The following is a 19,977-nucleotide window of genomic DNA, read 5'->3' as shown; positions in this document are numbered from 1 at the left end:
GGAAAGACCATGCTTCCCGCTTTTCCGAACGGAATTCCGCAAGCCTCCCAAAGCTCCGCGTCATTTGGGAAGCTTACGCTTTCTGTTTCAAATCCAGCAGCATCTGGGCATTGTTGGGGTACTTGTTCAGGAAGAACAGGAAACGCTCCATGGCTTCTACAGGTTTATGCCCGGCTAAAGCGCGGCGGATCAGGTTCATCTTGTACAGCCATGCTTCCGGCATAATCAGCTCTTCCCTCCGCGTCCCCGATTTCAGAATATCCACGGCCGGGAAGATATATTGCTCCGCAATGCGGCGGTTCAGCACCAGTTCCATATTGCCCGTCCCCTTGAATTCCTGGAAAATCAGGTCATCCATGCGGCTGTTGGTTTCCACCAGGGCGGTGGCAATAATCGTCAGGGAACCGGCCTGGCGCGTATTGCGGGCGGCGGCAAAAAGGCGCCGGGGCATTTCCAGAGCGCGGGCGTCAATACCGCCGGACATCGTGCGGCCGCTTCCCTTGTCAGCGTTATTGTAGGCGCGGGCCAGGCGCGTAATGGAATCCATCAGCAGGAAGACATGCTGTCCCGCCTCTACAAGCCGCTTGGCGCGTTCAATGCAAAGTTCCGCCATACGGCAGTGATCGCGCACCCTTCCATCATTGGAAGAAGCGTACACTTCGGCTCCGGGGAGGGAACGTTTGAACTCCGTCACTTCTTCCGGACGTTCGTCCACCAGAAGCACCATCAGATGAATGGAATCCCTGTAATTCTCCAGAATAGCTTCCGCCATGTGCTGGAGCAGCGTCGTCTTCCCTGCGCGGGGCGGAGAAACAATCAGTCCGCGCTGGCCGCGCCCGATTGGAGCAATCAGATCCAATGTGCGGGTGGTATAGCGCTCCGGCCGGGTTTCAAAGGAAATGCGCTTGTTAGGATTGACCGCCTTGAGTTCTTCAAAGTGCGGGTTTTTGCGCGCCTTTTCCGGAGCAACCCCGTTAACGGAGACAATCTCCGTCAGAAGAATGCCGCGGTCATGGCGGCAGGCCTGCCCATGCACCCACACGGCAGGGCGCAAACCGAACTTGCGGATCATATCCTGCGGCACATAGACGGCTTCCGCAAAAGCGTCAAAATCATTATCCGGCTTCCTTAAAAAGCCGAACCCCTTATTCGTAATTTCCAGCAGCCCGTCCACCGGTTCCGGCGGAGCCAGCTCACGGGGGGCGCTGTTCTGAGGGGTTCCGCCCTCCTGGTGATTATTATTCCAGCGGTTTTTAACCCGGTCATTGCCGTTTCTGCCATTGCGGCCATCCTGGCGGTTATTCCGGTTTTTGTTGAAACGGTCGTTGTTATTCCGACGGTTCTGCCTGTCAAAACGTTGCCTTTGAGGCTCATTCGTCCGGCGCGGTTCCCGGGCGGCATCTTCGGAAAAATCCGCCGCACCTTCCTGCACCACCTTGATGGACGGAGCGGAAGCATCCGCCTCCGGCTCCTGTTCCCTTGGTTTCCTCACAAATCTCTGGCGAATAACCTTCGGCCTGCCTTCCGCGGGCTGCTCCGGAACAGAATCGGAAGCCGGCTCGGCAGGAGCTACATGGGCGGCCATTTCCGCCTCGGGGCCTGCCGAAGCGCCGTTCTCCGGCGCAACAGCCTTGACAGCACGCCTGCGCACCGGTTTGACGGGGGCCTCCGTCCCGGAGACGACCGGAGAACCGTCAGTTTCCGGGACCTCCTCCACAGGCTTCTTGCGCGGACGTCCACGCCGGGGCCTGGCAGGGACATCCTGCGCCTCTTCAACCGGGATTTCAGCACTGTTTTTACGGGCAGTCTTCTTCCTTGGCACATCAACACTTTCCACCCCGCCATCCGCCAATTCAGCGGCCTTCTTCCTTACCGCCCGCTTGCGGGGCGCCGGGGAAGAATCCTGTTCCGTCCCGGGCGCTTCCGCAACGGATTGGGGCTTTGCCGGAGCTTCCGCCGCAGACCTGGCTTTGCGGACAATGCGTTTTTTAGGCGCCGGCTCCGGAGAAACCTGTTCCGGAGTCAAATCTGGGGGGGTATCAGACATGGAAAAGAAAATTGAACTGCAACAACAGGCGTCTTCTGAAAGACAACAGCGTTAATCAAGCTGCTCAAGGATTTCTTCCGCCACATCGAAATTGGAGAAGACATTCAGCGCGTCATCATAGTCGTCCAGCGCTTCATACAGGCGCAGGGCGGCTTTCGCCGTTTCCAGATCATTAATCACGGAAGCATTCTGCGCCACGGAAATCAGCTTCATGGAAATCACCGTATGTCCGGCTTCCCGCAGGGCGGCGCACACGTTATTCAACTCCGTTGGATCCGTAACAAACACCCATTCATTGTCGGAATCACCCTGTTCCACATCATCCGCGCCGCATTCCAGCGCCAGATCCATTGCGGAATCCTCCGTAAGGCCTTCCGCCATAATGCGGGCCTCTCCCTTGCGTTCAAACTGGTAAGCCACGGAACCGGGGGTGCCGATGCTGCCTCCGTTTTTGGTGAACAGGGTGCGCAGCTCGGAAGCGGAACGGTTCGTGTTGTCCGTTGCCACTTCAATCAGGAAAGCCGTACCAGAGGGGCCGTAGCCTTCATAAGTAATCTCCTGGATAGTAGCTCCCCCCAGTTCCCCGGTGCCCTTCTTGATGGCGCGTTCGATATTTTCCTTGGGGGTGGACACGGCCTTGGCCCCGTCAATGGCGGCGCGCAGGCGCGGATTCAGATCAGGATCTCCGCCGCCGCTCTTGGCGGCCAGCATGATTTCATGGGCAAAGCGGGCAAAAACCTTACCCTTCTTGGCATCTTCCTTAGCCTTAACGTACTTGATCTTAGACCATTTATTATGTCCTGACATAGAATTGGGAATAATAGTAAGTGTAGGTGAAAAGAGAAAAACTAACAAGTGGAACTGTTCTTCAACCCGGGCAACACATTGTCATTTGCAAATACCACGCAGGAAGGGAATCAGGGTGCGGCCATCCGTAAATACGCTACAGGTACCGGATACTCTGCCGGGGAACATGCCGCGTGCTCTCAGGAGCTCCGGCTACCGCTTGGCAGTCACTCTCAACACACGCAAAATAACGTATTCCCCAGCATTGGCAATACTTTTTTAGGTCACGGCGACCGGCTGCTTTCAGAACTATCTCCTTCTGCCTTCAATGAATTTTTAATATATTTTGATTATTTAAAATAATAACTGCTATTTTTTTAATAGTGGAAATAAAAAAATATATCCGCGCAGCAGGCTCTTATTATGCCGTCCTGCCCCGATGATGAAGGGGGTGATTCCGTCATGGGTCAGAGCCTAAGTTTTAACGCCGCCTCTGTTATCATTGACTAAGAAAGGGAGGCGGGCTTAGATGTGCTCTTCTTTCTTTTCCCCTGTCTTATGGAACAAGCAGCGCACCAGGAAAAATCACATGCGGCCCTTTCCTCCGTCCTGTGGTCCGCCTTTTTGACGGTCATCAAGCTCTGGGCCGGCATTGTAACCGGCAGCCTCGGCATTATTTCCGAGGCGCTGCACAGCGGGTTGGACCTGATGGCGGCGGCCATGACTTTTTACGCCGTAAAAGTGGCGTCCCGCCCTGCGGATGAAAGCCACCCCTACGGGCACGAGAAGGTGGAGAATCTGTCCGCCCTGGCTGAAACAGCCCTCCTTTTAGTCACTTGCGCCTGGATTGTCTGGGAGGCCGTGGACCGGCTGTTTTACAACGAGACGGAGATTACCCTCACTTGGTGGGCTTTTGCCGTCGTGGCCGTTTCCCTGCTGGTGGACGTGAACCGTTCCGCCATGCTCCGCCGGGTAGCCAAGAAGCACAAGAGCCAGGCCCTGGAAGCGGATGCACTTCATTTCACCACGGACATCTGGTCTTCCGCAGTCGTGCTCCTGGGTCTTTTCTGCATATGGCTGTCTCATCTGATTCCCGCAGAATCAGCATGGCACGGCCTGCTGGAGAAGGCGGACGCCATTGCGGCCCTGTTTGTGGCGGCTCTGGTTTGTTCCGTGGCTTTCGGCCTTGCCAAACGCTCCATTCACGCCCTGATGGACGGAGGTTCTTCCTCCCTGACGCAGCAGGTGCTGGACGCCATGAAAAAGAATGCCCCAGATTATCCGGTCAAACGCATCCGCCTGCGCGACGGCGGCGCGCGCATCTTCGTAGAGCTGGACGTAGAAGCGCCTGCGGAACTGCACGTGGACGACGCCCATGACGTGGCGGAATCCATTGAAAACATTGTAAAGCATGAATTGTCGGAAGCGGACGTCATCGTTCATATCGAACCGGCGCGGGGGAATCCTTCCCATATGGAACCGGATATGATTATCCACCGGCTGGCCTTGCGCCATCACGTCCGCATTCACGGTTTTTATGCAAGCCACGGCAAACATGCCCCCTGTTATTTCATGGATGTGGAAATTCCTGCGGATTGGCCCCTGGAACGCGGTTACCAGGTGGTGGAGGCTTTCAGGAATTCCGTTCTGCATGAGCTCAAACCGGAGAAGGTGATTTGCCGCATTGAACCGGATTGCCGCGACATGGAAACAAACGCCATTATGGAACAGGTTTCTCCGGAGGAAGTATGCCTGAAGGTAAATCTCATTCTCCAGCAGCACGGGAACATCCGCAAGGTTCTCAAGCTGGACCTGACCAGGGAGGACAATTTCCCGACCTTGATCTGCGTATGTTCCGTGGACGCTTCCCTGACTATCAGGAAATGCCACCAGATCGCCTCACAGCTGGAAAACCAGATAGAAAACGCACTGCACCACCTGGGACGCGTTACCGTCATTCTTAAACCGTCCAAATAGAACAACAGTGGAATGACTGTTGCCGGATTCCCGTAAAAACATATTCCGAATCCGGAGGAAGGCGGGTTCAGCAAACGCTGCCGGCATACGGAAGGAGCACGGGAGCGCTCCGGGCATGGACGTCTCCGCCCGAACAAAGCGGAGCCAACAGTTATGAATGACCCGCAACGGAAACTCCGAGCCTTTCCCTGTCCAGCTCCGCACGAATGCGCAGGCGCTCGGAAACGATCTGCTCGTCGTCCGCGCCGCCTTCCCGCAGGAAATATTCCGCCATGGACAAGGCAACTTCCGATTCCGAGGAAAAAACCTGGGAAGCGCCGGCTTCCTTCAGAATATCCACATCCCTCATGTACTTGGTATGAATCATCACATCAATATGAGGGTTGAGATCCAGAGCCACGCCTACTATTTCCTTGGCATTCGGAATGGAAGCGGAGAGAATCAGGCTTTTCGCATATTCAATGCCCGCATGGCGCAGAATTTCCCGCTGGCTGGCATCCCCGTAAACAATGTCCCCTCCCTGCTCCCGTATAGCGGTAACCGTGTCTATGTTCATTTCCACGATGACGACTTCCACCCCGTTGTCATTCAGTATCCTTTTAAGGATGCGCCCCGTGGGGCCAAACCCTACCAGCACTACGCGCCGCGCATCCGTTGACGGGAGCGCCAGGCTGTTCACGCCTCCCAGGTCCGCAAGGCCGATGCCGCGCTTTTGCAGCCATTTGACTGCAGGCCCAATCTGCCGGTACAGGATGGGATTTAAGGAAATGGAAACGACCGCCGCCAGAATGATGGCCTGATTGGCATCCGGAGGCAGGATGTTGTACATGAGGCCTATTCCGGCGAGAATGAAGGAAAATTCACCCACTTGCGCCAGGGCCACGGATACGCTCAGCGCCAGCGGCACCGGCCGTCTCAGACAGCGGACAACCACATAAGCCGCCAGCGGCTTGCCGATCATCACCACCCCCAGCGTTGCCAGGGCCAGAGGCCAGCAATCCCCCACGGACATCGGGTCAAACATCATCCCCACGGAAACAAAGAAGAGAACCGCAAAAGCATCCCTCATCAACATGGCTTCCGCCGCTGCGCGCGCGCAGAAGTCCGACTGCCCTACAACCATCCCCGCCAAAAACGCCCCCAAAACCATGGAAGCGCCAAAAAATTCCGCGGAGCATACCGCCACGCCCAGCGCAATGACCAGCACAGCCAGCGTAAACAAGTCGCGCGCGCCCGTCCGCGCCACGTACCGCAGCACCAGCGGAATGACTTTTTTCCCGGCAAAAAGCGTCAGGGCCACCAGCAGCGCCAGCTTAACGAACATCCAGCCAAGCCCGGAAAGAATGCCGCCCCAGTCTCCGGCGCCGTTCTGGCGCGCTTCCATCACGGCGGGGATAAGAACCAGAAGCAGAATGGTAAACAGGTCTTCCACCACCAGCCATCCCAGGGCCACATGACCGCCGGGCGTATGGAGGTTCTGGTTGTCTTCCAGCACCCGCGTCAGCACCACGGTACTCGCCACGGAAATCGCCATGCCAAACACCAGCCCGGAAATCGTGGACCATCCGAACATCCACCCGACCAGCACACCCAGCACGGTAGCCACGGATATCTGGACAACCGCTCCCGGCACGGCCACTTTTTGCACGGCAATCAAATCCTTCAAATGGAAATGGAGCCCCACCCCGAACATCAGCAGAATAACGCCCAGCTCCGCGAATTGTTCCACCGTATGGGAATCCGCAACAAATCCCGGCGAGTACGGACCAACCACCACTCCGGCCAGCAGATAGCCCACCAGCGGAGATAAATGCAGTTTTCTGGCAATAAGGCCGAAAAGAAGGGCAGCGGTTAATCCGCCGACAAAAGTGAGAATGAGACTGAAATCGTGATCCATACGCGCGTGACAGGGATAAGGGGTATCTTTGACCGTCGAGTCGTTTTTACGCTATCGCGTTTTATTTTACCTCACAAGAACGCATTACGCCGCATGGAAATGCAGTCGCACTTTTTACATGAAAAAATGACCCCGGCAAATTTTCGCCATATTCTATTTGCGACCGCTCCCAATTGCATTTTCCCACACGGGATTCCTATCAAACGTGTTCATAAATTTTCGTCCTGTTCACCCTCGTGAATCTGTCGGGCCATTGTTCTGCACTGGCGGCCGGACAAACGGCCATGCATCGCCATCGGAAACTTTTACATCCCGTTTCCGGATAACGGAAATGATCCGGCGGCCCGGAAAAAATCAAACCGGGAACGGCGGCCGGCCAGATGCCTTCGTTCTTGTATTCGGACATTCTCTACGCCCGCATGACGGAATTGGGAAGAATTTACAAAATTATATCTGGATTTTCCATGAATTAATTTATTTTATATTGGAAATAATTGTTTTTTAATCTATGCCTGAAGATGCCATATTCAAGGAGCTGTGGAACCTTCTCAAGAAGGAAATGGCCATGGGAGACGCCCCACTCCAGCAAAAACTGGAACAGTTCATTTTCCGCCAATACGGCCGGGCGGTCCTGGCGCATTATATCAAAGCCCTTTCAGCCCTGGAACTCAGCCGCCATTTCTACCTGCGGTTCCGCAGGAGGAGCCGTTCCGTCACGGAGCCCATTCTCTACTGGACCGTGCTTGCGGAAACAACCATCCACATGACGCTGGAAGGGGTAAAAGACATGCACCCCTTCATCTCCCTTCCGGCATGCGCCGGCGCAACCTTCCAGCTCGACATGTTGAAAGACTGCTACCTTCTTTATTTGAGGGACCGGGAATATCCCTGCTGGCCGCGGGCCTCCCGCAGAAGACGCATCATCCGGAATAAATGGAACGCTCCAGAGCTGGAAGCCTCCTATTTCCCCCGGTTGTGCCGGAACAGCACGGACCGCCATTATGCCAACATGATGCATATTCTGCTGGAAGAAATACTGCATGCCTTGATTACCCTCCGCGAACTCAGGAACCACGGAAGGAGCCTGCTGGAATTCAGAAGAAGACAGCATCCCCATTCTTCTCCGGGCGGCGTTCCGCCGCCATCCCTCCGTCCGCAGCGCCCTTCGTAAAACAGGCTTTAACAAACATCCGCGCTTTTTCCAAAGGACATTTGAAAAACCGCCGGGATGTTACAGAATCAGCATGCAGTCTCCGTAGGAAAAAAATCTGTACCGTTCCCGGATAGCTTCCAAATAGGCTTTCATGATCAGTTCCTTGCCCGCGAAAGCGCTGACAAGCATCAGCAGCGTGCTCTGCGGCAAATGGAAATTCGTGATCAGGGCGTCCACCACCTTGTAGTTGTAGGGAGGATAGATGAAGATGTTCGTTGAACCGGCGCACTCCCTCAACGGCAGACCTTCCGCCGTCGCCACATGTTCCAGCACCCGCACGCTGGTGGTGCCCACGGCAATGACCCTTCTGGCGTTATTGACCGCCCGGGCGGCGGCTTCAGGAAGAAAAAAATGCTCCGTGTGCATCTGATGGTCTTCAATCCTGTCCGCCTTGACGGGACGGAATGTTCCCACGCCCACGTGCAGGGTCAAAAAATCATGAGGTACGGACGCCAGCAGCTCCGGCGTGAAATGCAGCCCGGCCGTAGGGGCGGCAATGGCCCCTTCATGCCTGGCGTAAACGGTCTGATAACGCTCCTTGTCGGAGGGGTCGCTTTCCCGGTTCATGTAATGGGGAAGAGCCAGGCGGCCGTATTTTTCCTCATCCACTTCCCGGTCAAACCGGATGAGGCGGTATCCCTCCCCATCAATGTCTTCCACGATGCCTACCGCCTCCCCGATGACAATCGTACGCCCAAGCTTCATTTTGCGGCCGGGACGCACCATGCACTTCCATAAGAGGGGATTAAGCGCCTCTGCGCGCACTACTTCAATGGAACCGTCGTTGGAAAAATATCTTGCCGGAACCACTCTGGTGTCATTCAGGATAAAATGATCCCCTTCCCGCACATACTCCGGCAAATCGCAAAAATGCCTGTGCTCAATCATGCCCGTATCCCGATGAATGACCATCATCCGGGACGCGGCGCGATCCGGAAGGGGACGGTCCGCTATCAGTTCTTCCGGCAGCGGATAATCAAAATCAATGGTGCGCACGGCCAAGTGCATTGCCACGAATCCACTGAAAGGTCAATACCTTTAACCGCAGGTAACGCAATTATATCTTTACCCCGCTTCGGCTCATATGGTATGGGAGGACACATGAACAACTTGCTGTCGGCAAACATTTCCAACGCGACCGCGTGGGGAACCATTCTGGTCGTCGTCCTCGTTATCTTTCTGGTCATTTTCTTCGCCATCATCGCCAAATTCTTCAAAACATGGCTGCGCGCCCGTCTGGCAAAAGCGCCCGTCTCCATGAGCAACATGCTGGGGATGTGGCTCCGGAAAGTGCCCTACCCTCTGGTGGTGGACACCCGCATTACGGCCGCCAAAGCAGGTCTGGACATCAGCACGGATGAACTGGAAGCCCATTTTCTGGCCGGCGGTGACATTGTGGACTGCGTGCTCGCCCTGATTGCGGCGGAAAAGGCCGGCATCCCGCTGAGTTACGACCGCGCCTGCGCCATTGACCTGGCCGTGAAGGGCACCTCCAAAACCGTGCTGGAAGCCGTGCGCACCTCCATTAATCCCCGGGTCATCGACTGCCCGAACCCCAGCTCCGGCCAAACGCGCCTGACGGCGGTGGCCCGTGACGGCATCGCGGTGGCGGTGCGCGCCCGCGTAACGGTGCGCACCAACCTGGATCTCTTCGTAGGGGGCGCCACGGAAGAAACGGTAGTCGCCCGCGTTGGGGAAGGCATCGTTTCCGCCGTAGGTTCCGCCCCCTCCTACAAGGATGTTCTGGAAAAGCCGGAAGTGATCTCCCGCACCGTAAGCGACAAGGGGGTGGATGCCGCCACGGCGTTTGAAGTGCTTTCCATTGACATTGCGGATGTGGACGTAGCCGGCAACGTGGGCGCACGCCTCCAGGCCGAGCAGGCGGAAGCGGACAAACAAATCGCCCAGGCCAAAGCGGAAGTCCGCCGCGCCGCCGCCGTAGCCACGGAACAGGAAATGGCTGCAAAAACGCAGGAAATGCGCGCCAAGGTGGTGGAAGCGGAAGCACAGATTCCCATGGCCATGGCGGAAGCTTTCCGCAACGGCAATCTGGGAGTGCTGGACTACGCCCGTTACCAAAATGTGGTGGCTGATACTAAAATGAGAGATTCCATCGCCCAACCGGATACTTCCCCCTCTTCCATCAAATAAATTCCCCGGCTTCCGGAAAGGCAGGTTCTTTTTCGGAAGCCTTTATTCTTTATGGATTTACCGGCATACATGCTCGCCTCCGGAGGTGACGACAATAGCTTGAAACTCTGGTTCTGGCTGATTGTCGGGGTGATTTTTCTCATCAAAAAAGTAATCGAATTGTTGAAACCGGATGAAAAGGATGAGGAACCGCCTGTTCCGAATACGGAGGACCATCATGAAAAACGCGTCAAGGAAGTTATTGCGGAAATGCGCCGAACCAAGCCGCAGCCGCGGCAAATCCAGCCGAATCAATCTGCTACACCTTCCCGCGCACCGCGCCCCTCAGCCTCTTCTGTAGAGCTTCCCTCCCCCGCCGTGACCCGCAAAACACGGCAGACCCCTACGCCAGAAGCCGCTCAACCTGTGGAAGCTGCCCGGCAGACGGCGCAAAATGTACTGGAACGCTATGTGAAAGCTACGGAAGAAGCCCGGCAGTCCATCCACTCCCTTTCCGATGCGGAACAGGAAGCTCTGCAACGTTTGCAAAAGAGCGGGAGGAAGGAACCTCAGCCTGGTTTTCTTCCGTCATCAGCCGCAGTGGAATCTCTTTCCCTGAAAAATTCCCTGCACCACCCCAACTCCCTGAAAGCGGCTGTTCTTTATCAGGAAATCCTTGGGAAACCCAGAGCCTTACGAAGCGCTTCCTTCAGCGGCGAATAAAGCATGGCCTTTCTTCCCGGATTATGTTCCGGCCAGCCGTCATGCGCTCCCTTTCTATCCATTCTCCCTTGCCTGGAGAGGCAAGCAGAGGTACTTTCCATTCCGCAATGACAGACACACCTTTGCAGATAGCCGGACGTCAGTTTACCTCCCGCCTGATGATGGGAACGGGGAAATTTTCTTCCAATGAGAGCATGAGAGAAGCTCTGGAAGCCTCCGGCTCCCAAATTGTGACGGTGGCTCTGCGCCGGGCGGATCTGACGGGGTCCCACGATCCCGCCGCCAATATTCTGGATTTCATTGATCCGGAAAAATACCTCCTGCTCCCCAACACCAGCGGAGCGACTACGGCAGAAGAAGCCGTGCGCCTGGCGCGTCTGGCGGCAGCAGCCGGACTGCCCAACTGGATCAAGCTGGAGATCCACCCGGACGCCCAGTATCTGATGCCGGATCCCATTGAAACGCTGAAAGCAGCGGAAATTCTGGTCAGGGAAGGCTTCACCGTGCTTCCCTACATTAATGCGGACCCTGTGCTGGCCAAACGCCTCCAGGAAGCCGGAGCGGCGGCCGTCATGCCTCTTGGCGCCCCCATCGGCACCAATAAGGGAGTTCTGACCCGGGAATTGATTAACATCATCATTGAACAGGCTGTTGTCCCCGTGGTGGTGGACGCCGGGCTGGGAGCGCCCAGCCACGCGGCGGAAGCTCTGGAAATGGGCGCGGATGCCGTGCTCGTCAATACGGCTATCGCCGCCTCCGGCTCTCCCTCCGCCATGGCGGAGGCATTCGCGCTGGCATGCCGGGCCGGACGCACGGCTTATCTGGCCGGCCTTCCCGCCGTTTCCTCCAAAGCCGCAGCCACCAGCCCCCTGACGTCCTTCCTGCATTAAAAAGGCCGGAAAAGGGCCCCGGTTTTCTCCCTCACCTGCGGCTCAAGAAACTTTAGGAGCATTTTTCGCGATCTTTCTGCGTATCAGGAATTCCAGAATGAAACAGGCGGCCACAAACAGCACAATCAGCGGAATCAGGTAAGGCTGGCTAAAGAACATCTGGTAAAAGAACGCCCCCAGAATAAACAACATCAGAAGAAAGCCCAGGATGATAAGCAGCACATTTCCCCGCGTCTCTTTCCGGAGCCGCCAATGGGCGACAAACACCGCCAGGTAGCTGATCAGGAAACAGGCCCCCGCCAGATTGGCGATGGCTACCAGATTAAAGGCATTCGTCATCACCAGAATCCCCAGCAGGAGATAGAAAAACCCCTCCGTCCCGTGTCCCCAGAAAGGCTGTTTAAAAATAGCTCCCAGCTGGCCGTTGCGCGCCAGCGCCCGGGAAATGTCCAGCATGCTGAACATGGTGGCATTAATGGCTGATGCCGTGGCAATGAGCGCCGCTACGGATACGGCCATGAAGCCCCACATGCCTAAAACCGGATAAGCGGCCTGAGCCACGGCTGTTTCCGTATGGCTCTCCAGGGAAGTGGCCGGAACGTTGGACAGTACTACATAGGAAAGGATCAAATACAGGACCAGCACAAGGCCAATAGCCAGAAAAATGGCTCTTGGCAGCGTTTTGGAAGGATTTTTCAGATTGCCCGCCGTATTGGCCATCATTCCGTAGCCGGCAAACGCGAAAAATGTCAATCCCACGCTGCCCAGCAAACCGTCCAGCCCTTTCACCGGAATGGAATCCGCTCCCACTGGCACGGAAGAACCGAAGCTGGCAAGCATTAAAACAGTCAAAATCAACAACTTGAACGCGACCATGATCACTTCCGACTTTCCGACGGCCCTGGCTCCCCCCATATTCAATGCTCCCAGCAGCAAAATAGCCACACTGGCAAAAAGGGCCGTGGAATAAATGGTGACTGCCCTGTCCGGCAAAAACAGGCGGGACGCATAAGCCCCGAAGGACTTGGCCACCAGGGCCACGGTAATGACCAATGTCCCCAGATAAATAAGAGTCAATGCGCCGGACAGGGTTTTATGGGAAAAAGCTTCGTTGAAATAATCCATAATTCCTCCGGAACCGGGATAACGGGACCCCAGTTTGGCGTAAGTGTACCCGGAAAGCAGGGCAGCAACGCCTCCCAGAAAAAAGGACCAGTACACGTTTTTTCCCGCCATCAGGGTTGCCTGCCCCATGAGGGCGAAAATCCCCGCTCCCACCATGGACCCTATTCCCAGCGCGATGACGCTCCACAGGGACAGATATTCTTTTGGGGTCTTCCCGTACATAAGGGATTTAGAAAGACTACGGGAATGAAACGTTGACCTTTCCGCACGGGATGACACGTCCTGCCGATTCAGTTTCATCATGACTATTCCGGCACGGCTTTCCCCTTGAACCGGCCGTTGTCGGCATGTAGGGTACGGCTGATGATCAAAACCGCCATTTTTGATTTTGACGGAACTCTTGCGGACACCATACCCCTGTGCCGGGAGGCTTTCCGCCGCGCTATCCGGAAGCTGGACGGCAGAATATTGACGGATGAAGAAATTGAACTCCAATTCGGCCCGGACGATCTGGGAGTTATCCGGAAATTGATTCCCGGGAAACCGGAACTGCATGAACGCGGCAGGGAATTATTTATTCACTATTACCGCAAGCTGCACGCAGACCTGGCGCCCGTCCCCTTCCCCGGAGCAGCCGAACTGCTGAACACTCTCCGCAACCTCGGCATTCGGCTGGCCATGGTCACAGGCAAACGTCTGGAAAGCGCGGAAATATCCCTCCAGTTTTTCCATCTGTCCGAATTCTTTCCCATTCTGGAAACAGGTTCCCCGGAGGGAGGCGTAAAACCGGATCGCATCAAACGGGCTCTGGCCCGTTTGAATTCCGTTGCCTCGGAAGCCATCTATATTGGAGACGCCCCCACAGACGTGGACGCATGCCGATCTGTCCCTATCCGCATTCTCGCCGCAGGATGGGCTGCGGAGGCGGACATCAACGGCCTCAGGGAAAAAAAGCCGGACTTTCTCCTGACCCGTTTTGAAGACCTGGAACGTTTCTTCCGGGAACATCATGGGAATAAAGGCCTTTAAGATTGCAATCCCACAGAAAACAGGCTATTGCTATCCACCCCGTTCACATCAATCCTTCCATGACTTCCCAGAAAGAATCCGGAAAAGAGGGCCTGAAAGTTCTGCTCATGCTCGCCAGTGTCATTGTCATCACGGCCGGGTTGCAGGCGGGGAAACCGGTGCTCCTGCCCATTGTTCTGTCCAGCTTTCTGGCAATCGTCAGTTATCCGCTGACGACCTTTTTCAAGGGCCGACTTTGCTTCCCGCACTGGCTGGCGGTGACTTTCACGGTCATCATGGACTTTGGAATTCTGGTGGGCCTGGGCTATCTGGCCCAATATCTGGGGCAGGATTTAGCCAAAACGGCCACGGTCAAATACCAGCCCCTCATGATGGAGAAAATTCATGAACTTCGCGCTTTCCTGATTGAACGGGACTGGAACAACCTGGCTGACCAGATGCTTCAGGAACTTCCGGATCTGCTCAACGGGCAGCGCATCGTGGCGTTTTCCACAGGGGTGATGGGGCAGTTGGCTTCCATGCTGACCTTCACTACCCTGATTCTGATCCTGATGACCTTCTTTCTGGGGGAAGCACCCCGCTTCCGTGCGAACATCAACAAGCTTGGGCATAACAGCGACACTGGCATCCGCAAATTTTCCAAAGCTCTGGCCGGAGTTCAGAAATATCTGATTATCAAAACATTCATCAGCGCAGTTACAGGGCTTCTGGCATTCCTGCTTTGCTATTACATGAACGTGGACTTTCCGCTGCTGTGGGGCATCGTGGCTTTCGCCCTCAACTTCATTCCCACCTTCGGCTCCATCATCGCTGCTATTCCCCCCACGCTTCTTGCCATGCTCCTGATCAGCCCTACTGCGGGCATCATTGTAGCCGGCGGCTACCTGGTGATCAACACAGCTCTGGGGAGCTGCCTGGAACCCATGCTTCTGGGGCGGCAATTCGGCATTGTGACCAGTATGGTTTTGCTCTCCGTCATCTTCTGGGGCTGGGTATGGGGCCCCATCGGCATGTTGCTGGCCGTACCCATTACCATGTTGATTAAACTAGGGCTGGAAAGCTCCAAGGATCTCGCCTGGATCGCCCAGCTCATCGACAACCCTCCCACTCCCAGATTCCCTCTCCCTCCTCTCCATTCCGGGAAAACCAACGAAAGCACAACCAAGGAATAATCCATGCATTCATTCGCTTACAAAAACGGCACGCTCTACTGTGAAAACGTCAACCTTCAGGAACTGGCGGACAAGGAAAGCACACCCTTGTACGTTTATAGCAAACAAACCATTTTAAACCACTTTCACCGTCTCAGGGAAGCTCTGGCGCCGCTTAACGCGGAAGTGGCCTACGCCGTCAAGGCCTGCTCCAACATCGCCATCCTGAGCCTCATGGCCCGCAACGGGGCGGGATTCGACATCGTCTCCGGCGGAGAACTCTTCCGCGTTCTCAAAGCCGGCGGGGATCCGTCCAAATGCACTTATGCCGGCGTGGGAAAAACCGAGCAGGAAATCCGTTATGCCCTGGACCAGGGCATTTATTGCTTCAATGTAGAATCCGAAGCGGAACTGCGCGCCATTAACGCCATTGCCGCCTCCATGGGAGTCAAAGCCCCGGTAGCCGTGCGCGTCAATCCCAACGTAGAGGCGGGAACGCATAAATACATTACTACCGGCAAGGCTGAAAATAAATTCGGCGTGGATTTCGAACGCATTGAATCCCTCTATGAAATGGCGGCGCGCGAGCTTCCGAACCTGCATCTGAAAGGGCTGCAAATGCACATCGGCTCCCAGCTCACCCAGGCGAACCCCTTCCTGGAAGCCGTCAGGAAAGTTGCCCCCCTGGCTGCTTCCCTGAAAGAAAAATACGGCATTGAATTCTTATCCATCGGCGGAGGCATTGGCATCGTTTACCAGGGCACGCTGGATTCCGGCGTTCAGGAATGGTGGAATGAGGACTGCGCTCAGCTCACGCTGAGCACGTACGCCCAGGCCGTCGTCCCCACACTGCAACCGCTGGGATTACACATTATTGTGGAACCGGGCCGTCTTATCGTAGGAAATGCAGGAGCGCTCATCACGCGTTGCCTGTATGAAAAAACCGGAAAAGCCAAAACCTTTAAAATTGTGGATGCAGGGATGAACGACCTTATCCGCCCCGCCCTCTACCAGGGATATCATGAAATTATTCCGGTCAAAGAACACCCCTCAGAACCCTGCGTCACAGCGGATGTCGTGGGTCCCATCTGCGAATCAGGAGACTTCCTTGCCCAGAACAGGGACATGGCGGATGTGCGCCAGGGAGAGCTTCTGGCCGTACTGTCCGCCGGAGCCTATGGTTTTTCCATGTCTTCCAACTACAATTCACAGCCCATGGCGGAAGAAGTCCTGGTGGACGGGGACCAATGGAACGTCATTCGTAACCGCCAAAGCTGGGAAGACCTCATCCGAGGAGAATCCATTCCGGAATAATATCTCTCATCCCACCCCCATCTTTACTACGGGATGCCCTTCTAACGGCAAAACGAAGGAGGGGCATCTCCTTTCAGCCGTACTGAGCGGAAAACAAAGCAGCATTTTCAGGTCCGCCAGTCCACGCGGAGCCCTTTCCGGAAACGCCGCACGCCACTGCCGTACGGACTCCGGAGGACCGGTTCGACCGCAAGTAAAAATGCGCCGGACATGAACATGCCCCCAAGAGCGCCGCAACCCCGGCGTGCACCTGAGTTCAGCCTTGCCCTCCCGGAAAAAAACACCTATCATATCCCCGTTATGCCAATAGCCACACCAGAACAATACATTACCATGCTTGAAACGGCCAAAAAGGAAGGCTACGCCTATCCGGCCGTTAACGTGACCACGATCGAAGTCATCAACGGCGCCCTCCGCGCTTTCTCCGAAGCCAAAAGCGACGGCATCATTCAGGTTTCCATCGGTGGCGGCAAATTCGCCTCCGGCAGCTCCGTAGGCAATTCCGCCCTTGGCGCCATTGTTCTGGCGGAAGCCACGCGCCGTCTGGCTGAAAAGCACAACGTTCTTGTGGCCCTCCACACGGACCACTGCCAGCCCGAACACGTGGATACCTTCCTGCGTCCTCTGATCGCCGAATCCCGCCGCCGCGTGGAACGCGGTGAAGCCCCCCTCTTCAATTCCCACATGCTGGACGCCTCCACGCTTCCCATGGCGGAAAACCTCAAGCTTTCCCGGGAACTGCTGAAGGAATGCGCCGAACTGGGCATCGTTCTTGAAATCGAAATCGGCGTTGTGGGCGGAGAAGAAGACGGAGTGGACAACTCCGGCCATCCCGCCGACAAGCTTTACACCTCTCCGGAAGACATGCTGATGACGTATGAAGCCCTTGCTCCCCTCGGCAAATTCATGCTGGCTGCCACTTTCGGCAACGTGCACGGCGTGTACAAGCCCGGCCACGTCAAGCTGAAACCCAGCATTCTGCGGGACGGCCAGGAAGCTGTGGTCGCCAAACACGGCGAAGCGGCTCGCATGCCCCTCGTCTTCCACGGCGGTTCCGGTTCCGAACTTTCCGATATCCGCGAAGCCGTTTCCTACGGCGTCGTCAAGATGAACATCGACACCGACACGCAATACGCCTTCACCCGCCCGATCGTCTCCCATATGTGCGAACACATCAACGGAGTGCTCAAGATTGACGGTGAAGTGGGCAACAAGAAGGATTACGATCCCCGCTCCTATCTCGCCAAGGGTGAAAAGGGAGTCGCCGCCCGTCTTCAGGAAGCCGCAGACAACCTCATGTCCGCCGGCAAGACCCTCTTTGGCAAAATCTAAAAAGAGTTCTCTCAACGAATTTGATGCCATGCCCGGTTTCTTAAAAGAAACCGGGCATTTTTTGTGGAAAAGCCCGCCAGCAGGGTAAGGAGGGAAACACTTTCACCGGGTATCTATCCCTCTGAGACGACGGGAAAAACGAACCGTTCTCCGTCTTCTTCTTTTCTGCCCTCCAGGTTCCTCCCCCTCCGATTGATTATGGGGGGGACCATTAACACGCATTCTTCCACAAGGGAACAGTCACGGGCATATAAAACGATAGCCGTACAGGAAAAAAGGGAAATATTTACAATGGAACAAGGATATTCCTCCGCTCAGAGGAATACAGAAAATCCGGCAGCGCGGCTCTACCTCGGCACCGCTTGTAAAACACAGGCACCTTTCCCCAGCGCTTCAGGCCCCTTAATTTCCAGCTTTGCGGGATTCTCTTACCCGGTCATTGGCGTTCAGGATGCGCTTGCGCAAACGGATAAAATGAGGCGTAGCCTCCACCAGTTCATCAGGTTCAATGTATTCAATGGCACGCTCCAGGGAAAAAATGACGGGAGGGGAGAGCTGGATGCCGTCTCCCTTCGTGGCTGAACGGATGTTGTTCAGGTGCTTTTCCTTGCACGGGTTGACCGGCATATCCATCTGCCGCGGGTTTTCACCTACAATCTGTCCTTCGTAAATATCTTCCTGCGGCCCCACGAACAGACGTCCGCGTTCTTCCAGCGCCACCAGCGCGAACGGAGTGGAAACGCCCGTTTCCATAGAAACCAGGGTGCCGGTGGTACGCGTCGTGATGTCCCCGGCGTAAGGCCCGTAATCCCGGAACAGGTGGGAGAAAATGCCGTGGCCGGACGTCAGGTTAACCAGCTCAAATTCAAACCCGATAATACCGCGGGTGGGAATATAAGCCTGAATGAACGTATGGCCCGTGCCTTCCCTGCATACCATGTCTTCCATCTGTCCCTTGCGGGCGTTAAGGAGTTTCATGACGCCGTTGGCTTGTTCGTCCGGAACTTCTACGTACATCGTTTCATACGGTTCCGTAAGACGGTCGTTTTCATCCCTCTTCATGATCACGGTGGGACGGGAAACGCACAGTTCGTAATTCTCACGGCGCATAGTCTCCACCAGCACGGCAATCTGCATGGCGCCGCGGGCGGAAACGGAGAAAACGCCGGCCTTGTCCGTATCTTCCACCTGAATGGAAATATTCGTCCGCATTTCCCTCATCAGGCGGTCGCGTATCACGCGGGAAGTCACGTTCTTGCCGTCTCGTCCCCCGAAAGGCCCGTTGTTGATGGAAAATTCCATGGAAATGGTAGGAGGATCAATCGCCACGAATGGCAGGGGCTCCGTATCCGCGGAACCGCCCAGGGTTTCCCCGATGTTGACGTTTTCAAACCCCGCCACCCCTACGATGTTGCCTGCCACGCCAATGGCCGAATCCGTAGTGTTCAATCCGGAATATTCAAACATGCGGGTCACTTTTCCGGAAATGCAGGAGCCGTCGCTCTGATGGAGCCACACGGTATCCCCTTTCTTCACGGTGCCGGAAGTAATGCGCCCGATGGCCACACGGCCCACATAATCGTCCCAGTCAATATTGGAAACGAGCATCTTGAATTCACCCTCCGGATCGGCATCCTTCGGAGCGGGGATATGTTCCACAATCTTGAACAAAAGAGGCGTGCAGTCCACGGGGGGATCCCCTTCCATGGAATTCATGAAGTAGCCGTCGCGGGCGGAACCGTACACGAAGGGGGCTTCAAATTGTTCATCCGTGGCGCCCAGCTCCAGAAAAAGCTCCAGCACCTGGTCATGCACGGCGGCGGGATCGGCATGCGGACGGTCAATCTTGTTAATGACGACAATGGGCATCAGCCCTTCCTGCAGGGCCTTGCGGAGCACAAAACGCGTCTGGGCCTGCGGCCCTTCAAAAGCGTCCACCACCAGAAGCACGCCATCCACCATTTTCATCACGCGCTCCACTTCCCCGCCGAAATCCGCGTGGCCGGGAGTATCCACAATGTTGATCGTGTACCCATTCCAGAGGATGGATGTATTCTTGGCCTTGATCGTGATGCCTTTTTCTCGTTCCAGATCCATGGAATCCATGGCGCGTTCCTGCACGGCCTGGTTGGCACGGTAGGCGCCCCCCGCCTGCAAAAGTTGGTCAACCAGGGTCGTCTTCCCATGGTCAACGTGAGCGATAATGGCGAGGTTGCGGAACTTGGAAGGGTCTGACATTGCGCGCGAGAGCTAAAAACACTGGAAAATAAATGTCAAGCCTGCTCCATGAATACCGCTTATATTTTCAGCATTTGCAAGTCACCCTGCCCTTATTGCCGCAAGTGCTGGAACTTTTATGTTCC

The 19,977-nt window shown here is 55.7% G+C and carries 15 protein-coding genes; 9 read left to right on the top strand and 6 right to left on the bottom strand.

The features are described 5' to 3' along the window. Positions 1 to 73: 73 nt before the first annotated feature. Both rho and CI070_RS11505 read right to left on the bottom strand, forming a co-directional pair. Positions 74 to 2,047, bottom strand: a complete 1,974-nt coding sequence (rho, locus tag CI070_RS11510) for a transcription termination factor Rho (protein ID WP_256943569.1) — start codon at positions 2,045 to 2,047, stop codon at positions 74 to 76. Positions 2,048 to 2,098: 51 nt separating this feature from the next. Beyond that, positions 2,099 to 2,854, bottom strand: coding sequence for a YebC/PmpR family DNA-binding transcriptional regulator (locus tag CI070_RS11505; RefSeq protein WP_094136752.1), 756 nt, complete (start codon positions 2,852 to 2,854; stop codon positions 2,099 to 2,101). Positions 2,855 to 3,391: 537 nt separating this feature from the next. Here CI070_RS11505 and CI070_RS11500 point away from each other — a divergent pair. Further along, positions 3,392 to 4,810: a cation diffusion facilitator family transporter gene (locus CI070_RS11500; RefSeq protein ID WP_094136751.1), complete on the top strand. Its 1,419-nt coding sequence runs from the start codon at positions 3,392 to 3,394 to the stop codon at positions 4,808 to 4,810. Positions 4,811 to 4,961: 151 nt separating this feature from the next. Here the strand turns inward: CI070_RS11500 and CI070_RS11495 are convergent, their stop codons facing one another. Continuing rightward, a complete protein-coding gene (locus tag CI070_RS11495; protein WP_094136750.1) occupies positions 4,962 to 6,707 on the bottom strand; it encodes a cation:proton antiporter in 1,746 nt (581 codons plus the stop codon). Positions 6,708 to 7,215: 508 nt separating this feature from the next. On the opposite strand from CI070_RS11495, the gene CI070_RS11485 reads away from it, so the two are divergent. Next, complete coding sequence (locus CI070_RS11485; protein WP_094136748.1) at positions 7,216 to 7,878, top strand: hypothetical protein; 663 nt, start codon at positions 7,216 to 7,218, stop codon at positions 7,876 to 7,878. Positions 7,879 to 7,938: 60 nt separating this feature from the next. Here CI070_RS11485 and queA read toward each other — a convergent pair whose 3' ends face one another. Beyond that, positions 7,939 to 8,928, bottom strand: a complete 990-nt coding sequence (gene queA, locus CI070_RS11480) for a tRNA preQ1(34) S-adenosylmethionine ribosyltransferase-isomerase QueA (RefSeq protein ID WP_094136747.1) — start codon at positions 8,926 to 8,928, stop codon at positions 7,939 to 7,941. Between the two features lie 93 nt (positions 8,929 to 9,021). Between queA and floA the strand changes: the two genes are divergently transcribed. The 3 genes from floA to CI070_RS11465 all read left to right on the top strand — a co-directional run bounded on the left by floA (position 9,022) and on the right by CI070_RS11465 (position 11,663). Next, complete coding sequence (floA, locus tag CI070_RS11475) at positions 9,022 to 10,071, top strand: flotillin-like protein FloA (RefSeq protein WP_022197821.1); 1,050 nt, start codon at positions 9,022 to 9,024, stop codon at positions 10,069 to 10,071. 51 nt (positions 10,072 to 10,122) lie between these two features. Further along, positions 10,123 to 10,773, top strand: coding sequence for a hypothetical protein (locus tag CI070_RS11470; RefSeq protein WP_094136746.1), 651 nt, complete (start codon positions 10,123 to 10,125; stop codon positions 10,771 to 10,773). Positions 10,774 to 10,880: 107 nt separating this feature from the next. Then, positions 10,881 to 11,663 carry a thiazole synthase gene (locus tag CI070_RS11465; RefSeq protein ID WP_094136745.1) on the top strand — a complete coding sequence of 261 codons (783 nt, stop codon included), beginning with the start codon at positions 10,881 to 10,883 and terminating at the stop codon, positions 11,661 to 11,663. A 42-nt stretch (positions 11,664 to 11,705) separates the two neighbouring features. Here CI070_RS11465 and CI070_RS11460 read toward each other — a convergent pair whose 3' ends face one another. Then, the gene (locus CI070_RS11460) at positions 11,706 to 13,010 is read right to left on the bottom strand and encodes an APC family permease (protein WP_179218449.1); all 1,305 of its coding nucleotides are present in this window, start codon (positions 13,008 to 13,010) and stop codon (positions 11,706 to 11,708) included. A 141-nt stretch (positions 13,011 to 13,151) separates the two neighbouring features. Between CI070_RS11460 and CI070_RS11455 the strand changes: the two genes are divergently transcribed. From CI070_RS11455 to fbaA, 4 genes are all read left to right on the top strand, one after another. After that, on the top strand, positions 13,152 to 13,817 hold the full coding sequence (locus CI070_RS11455; RefSeq protein WP_094136743.1) for an HAD family hydrolase: 666 nt from the start codon (positions 13,152 to 13,154) through the stop codon (positions 13,815 to 13,817). A 59-nt stretch (positions 13,818 to 13,876) separates the two neighbouring features. Then, entirely contained in the window at positions 13,877 to 14,989 is a 1,113-nt protein-coding gene (locus tag CI070_RS11450; RefSeq protein ID WP_143245665.1) for an AI-2E family transporter, read from the top strand. A 3-nt stretch (positions 14,990 to 14,992) separates the two neighbouring features. After that, the gene (lysA, locus tag CI070_RS11445) at positions 14,993 to 16,282 is read left to right on the top strand and encodes a diaminopimelate decarboxylase (protein WP_094136741.1); all 1,290 of its coding nucleotides are present in this window, start codon (positions 14,993 to 14,995) and stop codon (positions 16,280 to 16,282) included. A gap of 300 nt (positions 16,283 to 16,582) precedes the next feature. Next, positions 16,583 to 17,614, top strand: a complete 1,032-nt coding sequence (fbaA, locus tag CI070_RS11440) for a class II fructose-bisphosphate aldolase (RefSeq protein WP_012419773.1) — start codon at positions 16,583 to 16,585, stop codon at positions 17,612 to 17,614. 402 nt (positions 17,615 to 18,016) lie between these two features. On the opposite strand, the gene typA is transcribed toward fbaA, so the two are convergent. Continuing rightward, positions 18,017 to 19,852, bottom strand: coding sequence for a translational GTPase TypA (typA, locus tag CI070_RS11435; RefSeq protein WP_094136740.1), 1,836 nt, complete (start codon positions 19,850 to 19,852; stop codon positions 18,017 to 18,019). Positions 19,853 to 19,977 lie beyond the last annotated feature (125 nt).

It is taken from the genome of Akkermansia muciniphila (assembly GCF_900184965.1).
GTDB lineage: Bacteria > Verrucomicrobiota > Verrucomicrobiia > Verrucomicrobiales > Akkermansiaceae > Akkermansia > Akkermansia muciniphila_A.
The sequence above is the reverse complement of the archived record's forward strand: the minus strand, read 5'-3'. Positions and strand labels throughout refer to the sequence as shown.

Excerpts from the sequence above, each read along its gene's own strand:
- CI070_RS11470 (WP_094136746.1), top strand. The coding sequence starts at position 10,123 with ATGGATTTACCGGCATACATGCTCGCCTCCGGAGGTGACGACAATAGC.
- typA (WP_094136740.1), bottom strand. The coding sequence starts at position 19,852 with ATGTCAGACCCTTCCAAGTTCCGCAACCTCGCCATTATCGCTCACGTT.
- queA (WP_094136747.1), bottom strand. The coding sequence starts at position 8,928 with ATGCACTTGGCCGTGCGCACCATTGATTTTGATTATCCGCTGCCGGAA.
- CI070_RS11500 (WP_094136751.1), top strand. The coding sequence starts at position 3,392 with ATGGAACAAGCAGCGCACCAGGAAAAATCACATGCGGCCCTTTCCTCC.
- CI070_RS11460 (WP_179218449.1), bottom strand. The coding sequence starts at position 13,010 with ATGTACGGGAAGACCCCAAAAGAATATCTGTCCCTGTGGAGCGTCATC.
- floA (WP_022197821.1), top strand. The coding sequence starts at position 9,022 with ATGAACAACTTGCTGTCGGCAAACATTTCCAACGCGACCGCGTGGGGA.
- fbaA (WP_012419773.1), top strand. The coding sequence starts at position 16,583 with ATGCCAATAGCCACACCAGAACAATACATTACCATGCTTGAAACGGCC.
- CI070_RS11485 (WP_094136748.1), top strand. The coding sequence starts at position 7,216 with ATGCCTGAAGATGCCATATTCAAGGAGCTGTGGAACCTTCTCAAGAAG.
- CI070_RS11495 (WP_094136750.1), bottom strand. The coding sequence starts at position 6,707 with ATGGATCACGATTTCAGTCTCATTCTCACTTTTGTCGGCGGATTAACC.
- CI070_RS11455 (WP_094136743.1), top strand. The coding sequence starts at position 13,152 with ATGATCAAAACCGCCATTTTTGATTTTGACGGAACTCTTGCGGACACC.
- lysA (WP_094136741.1), top strand. The coding sequence starts at position 14,993 with ATGCATTCATTCGCTTACAAAAACGGCACGCTCTACTGTGAAAACGTC.
- CI070_RS11505 (WP_094136752.1), bottom strand. The coding sequence starts at position 2,854 with ATGTCAGGACATAATAAATGGTCTAAGATCAAGTACGTTAAGGCTAAG.
- CI070_RS11450 (WP_143245665.1), top strand. The coding sequence starts at position 13,877 with ATGACTTCCCAGAAAGAATCCGGAAAAGAGGGCCTGAAAGTTCTGCTC.
- CI070_RS11465 (WP_094136745.1), top strand. The coding sequence starts at position 10,881 with ATGACAGACACACCTTTGCAGATAGCCGGACGTCAGTTTACCTCCCGC.
- rho (WP_256943569.1), bottom strand. The coding sequence starts at position 2,047 with ATGTCTGATACCCCCCCAGATTTGACTCCGGAACAGGTTTCTCCGGAG.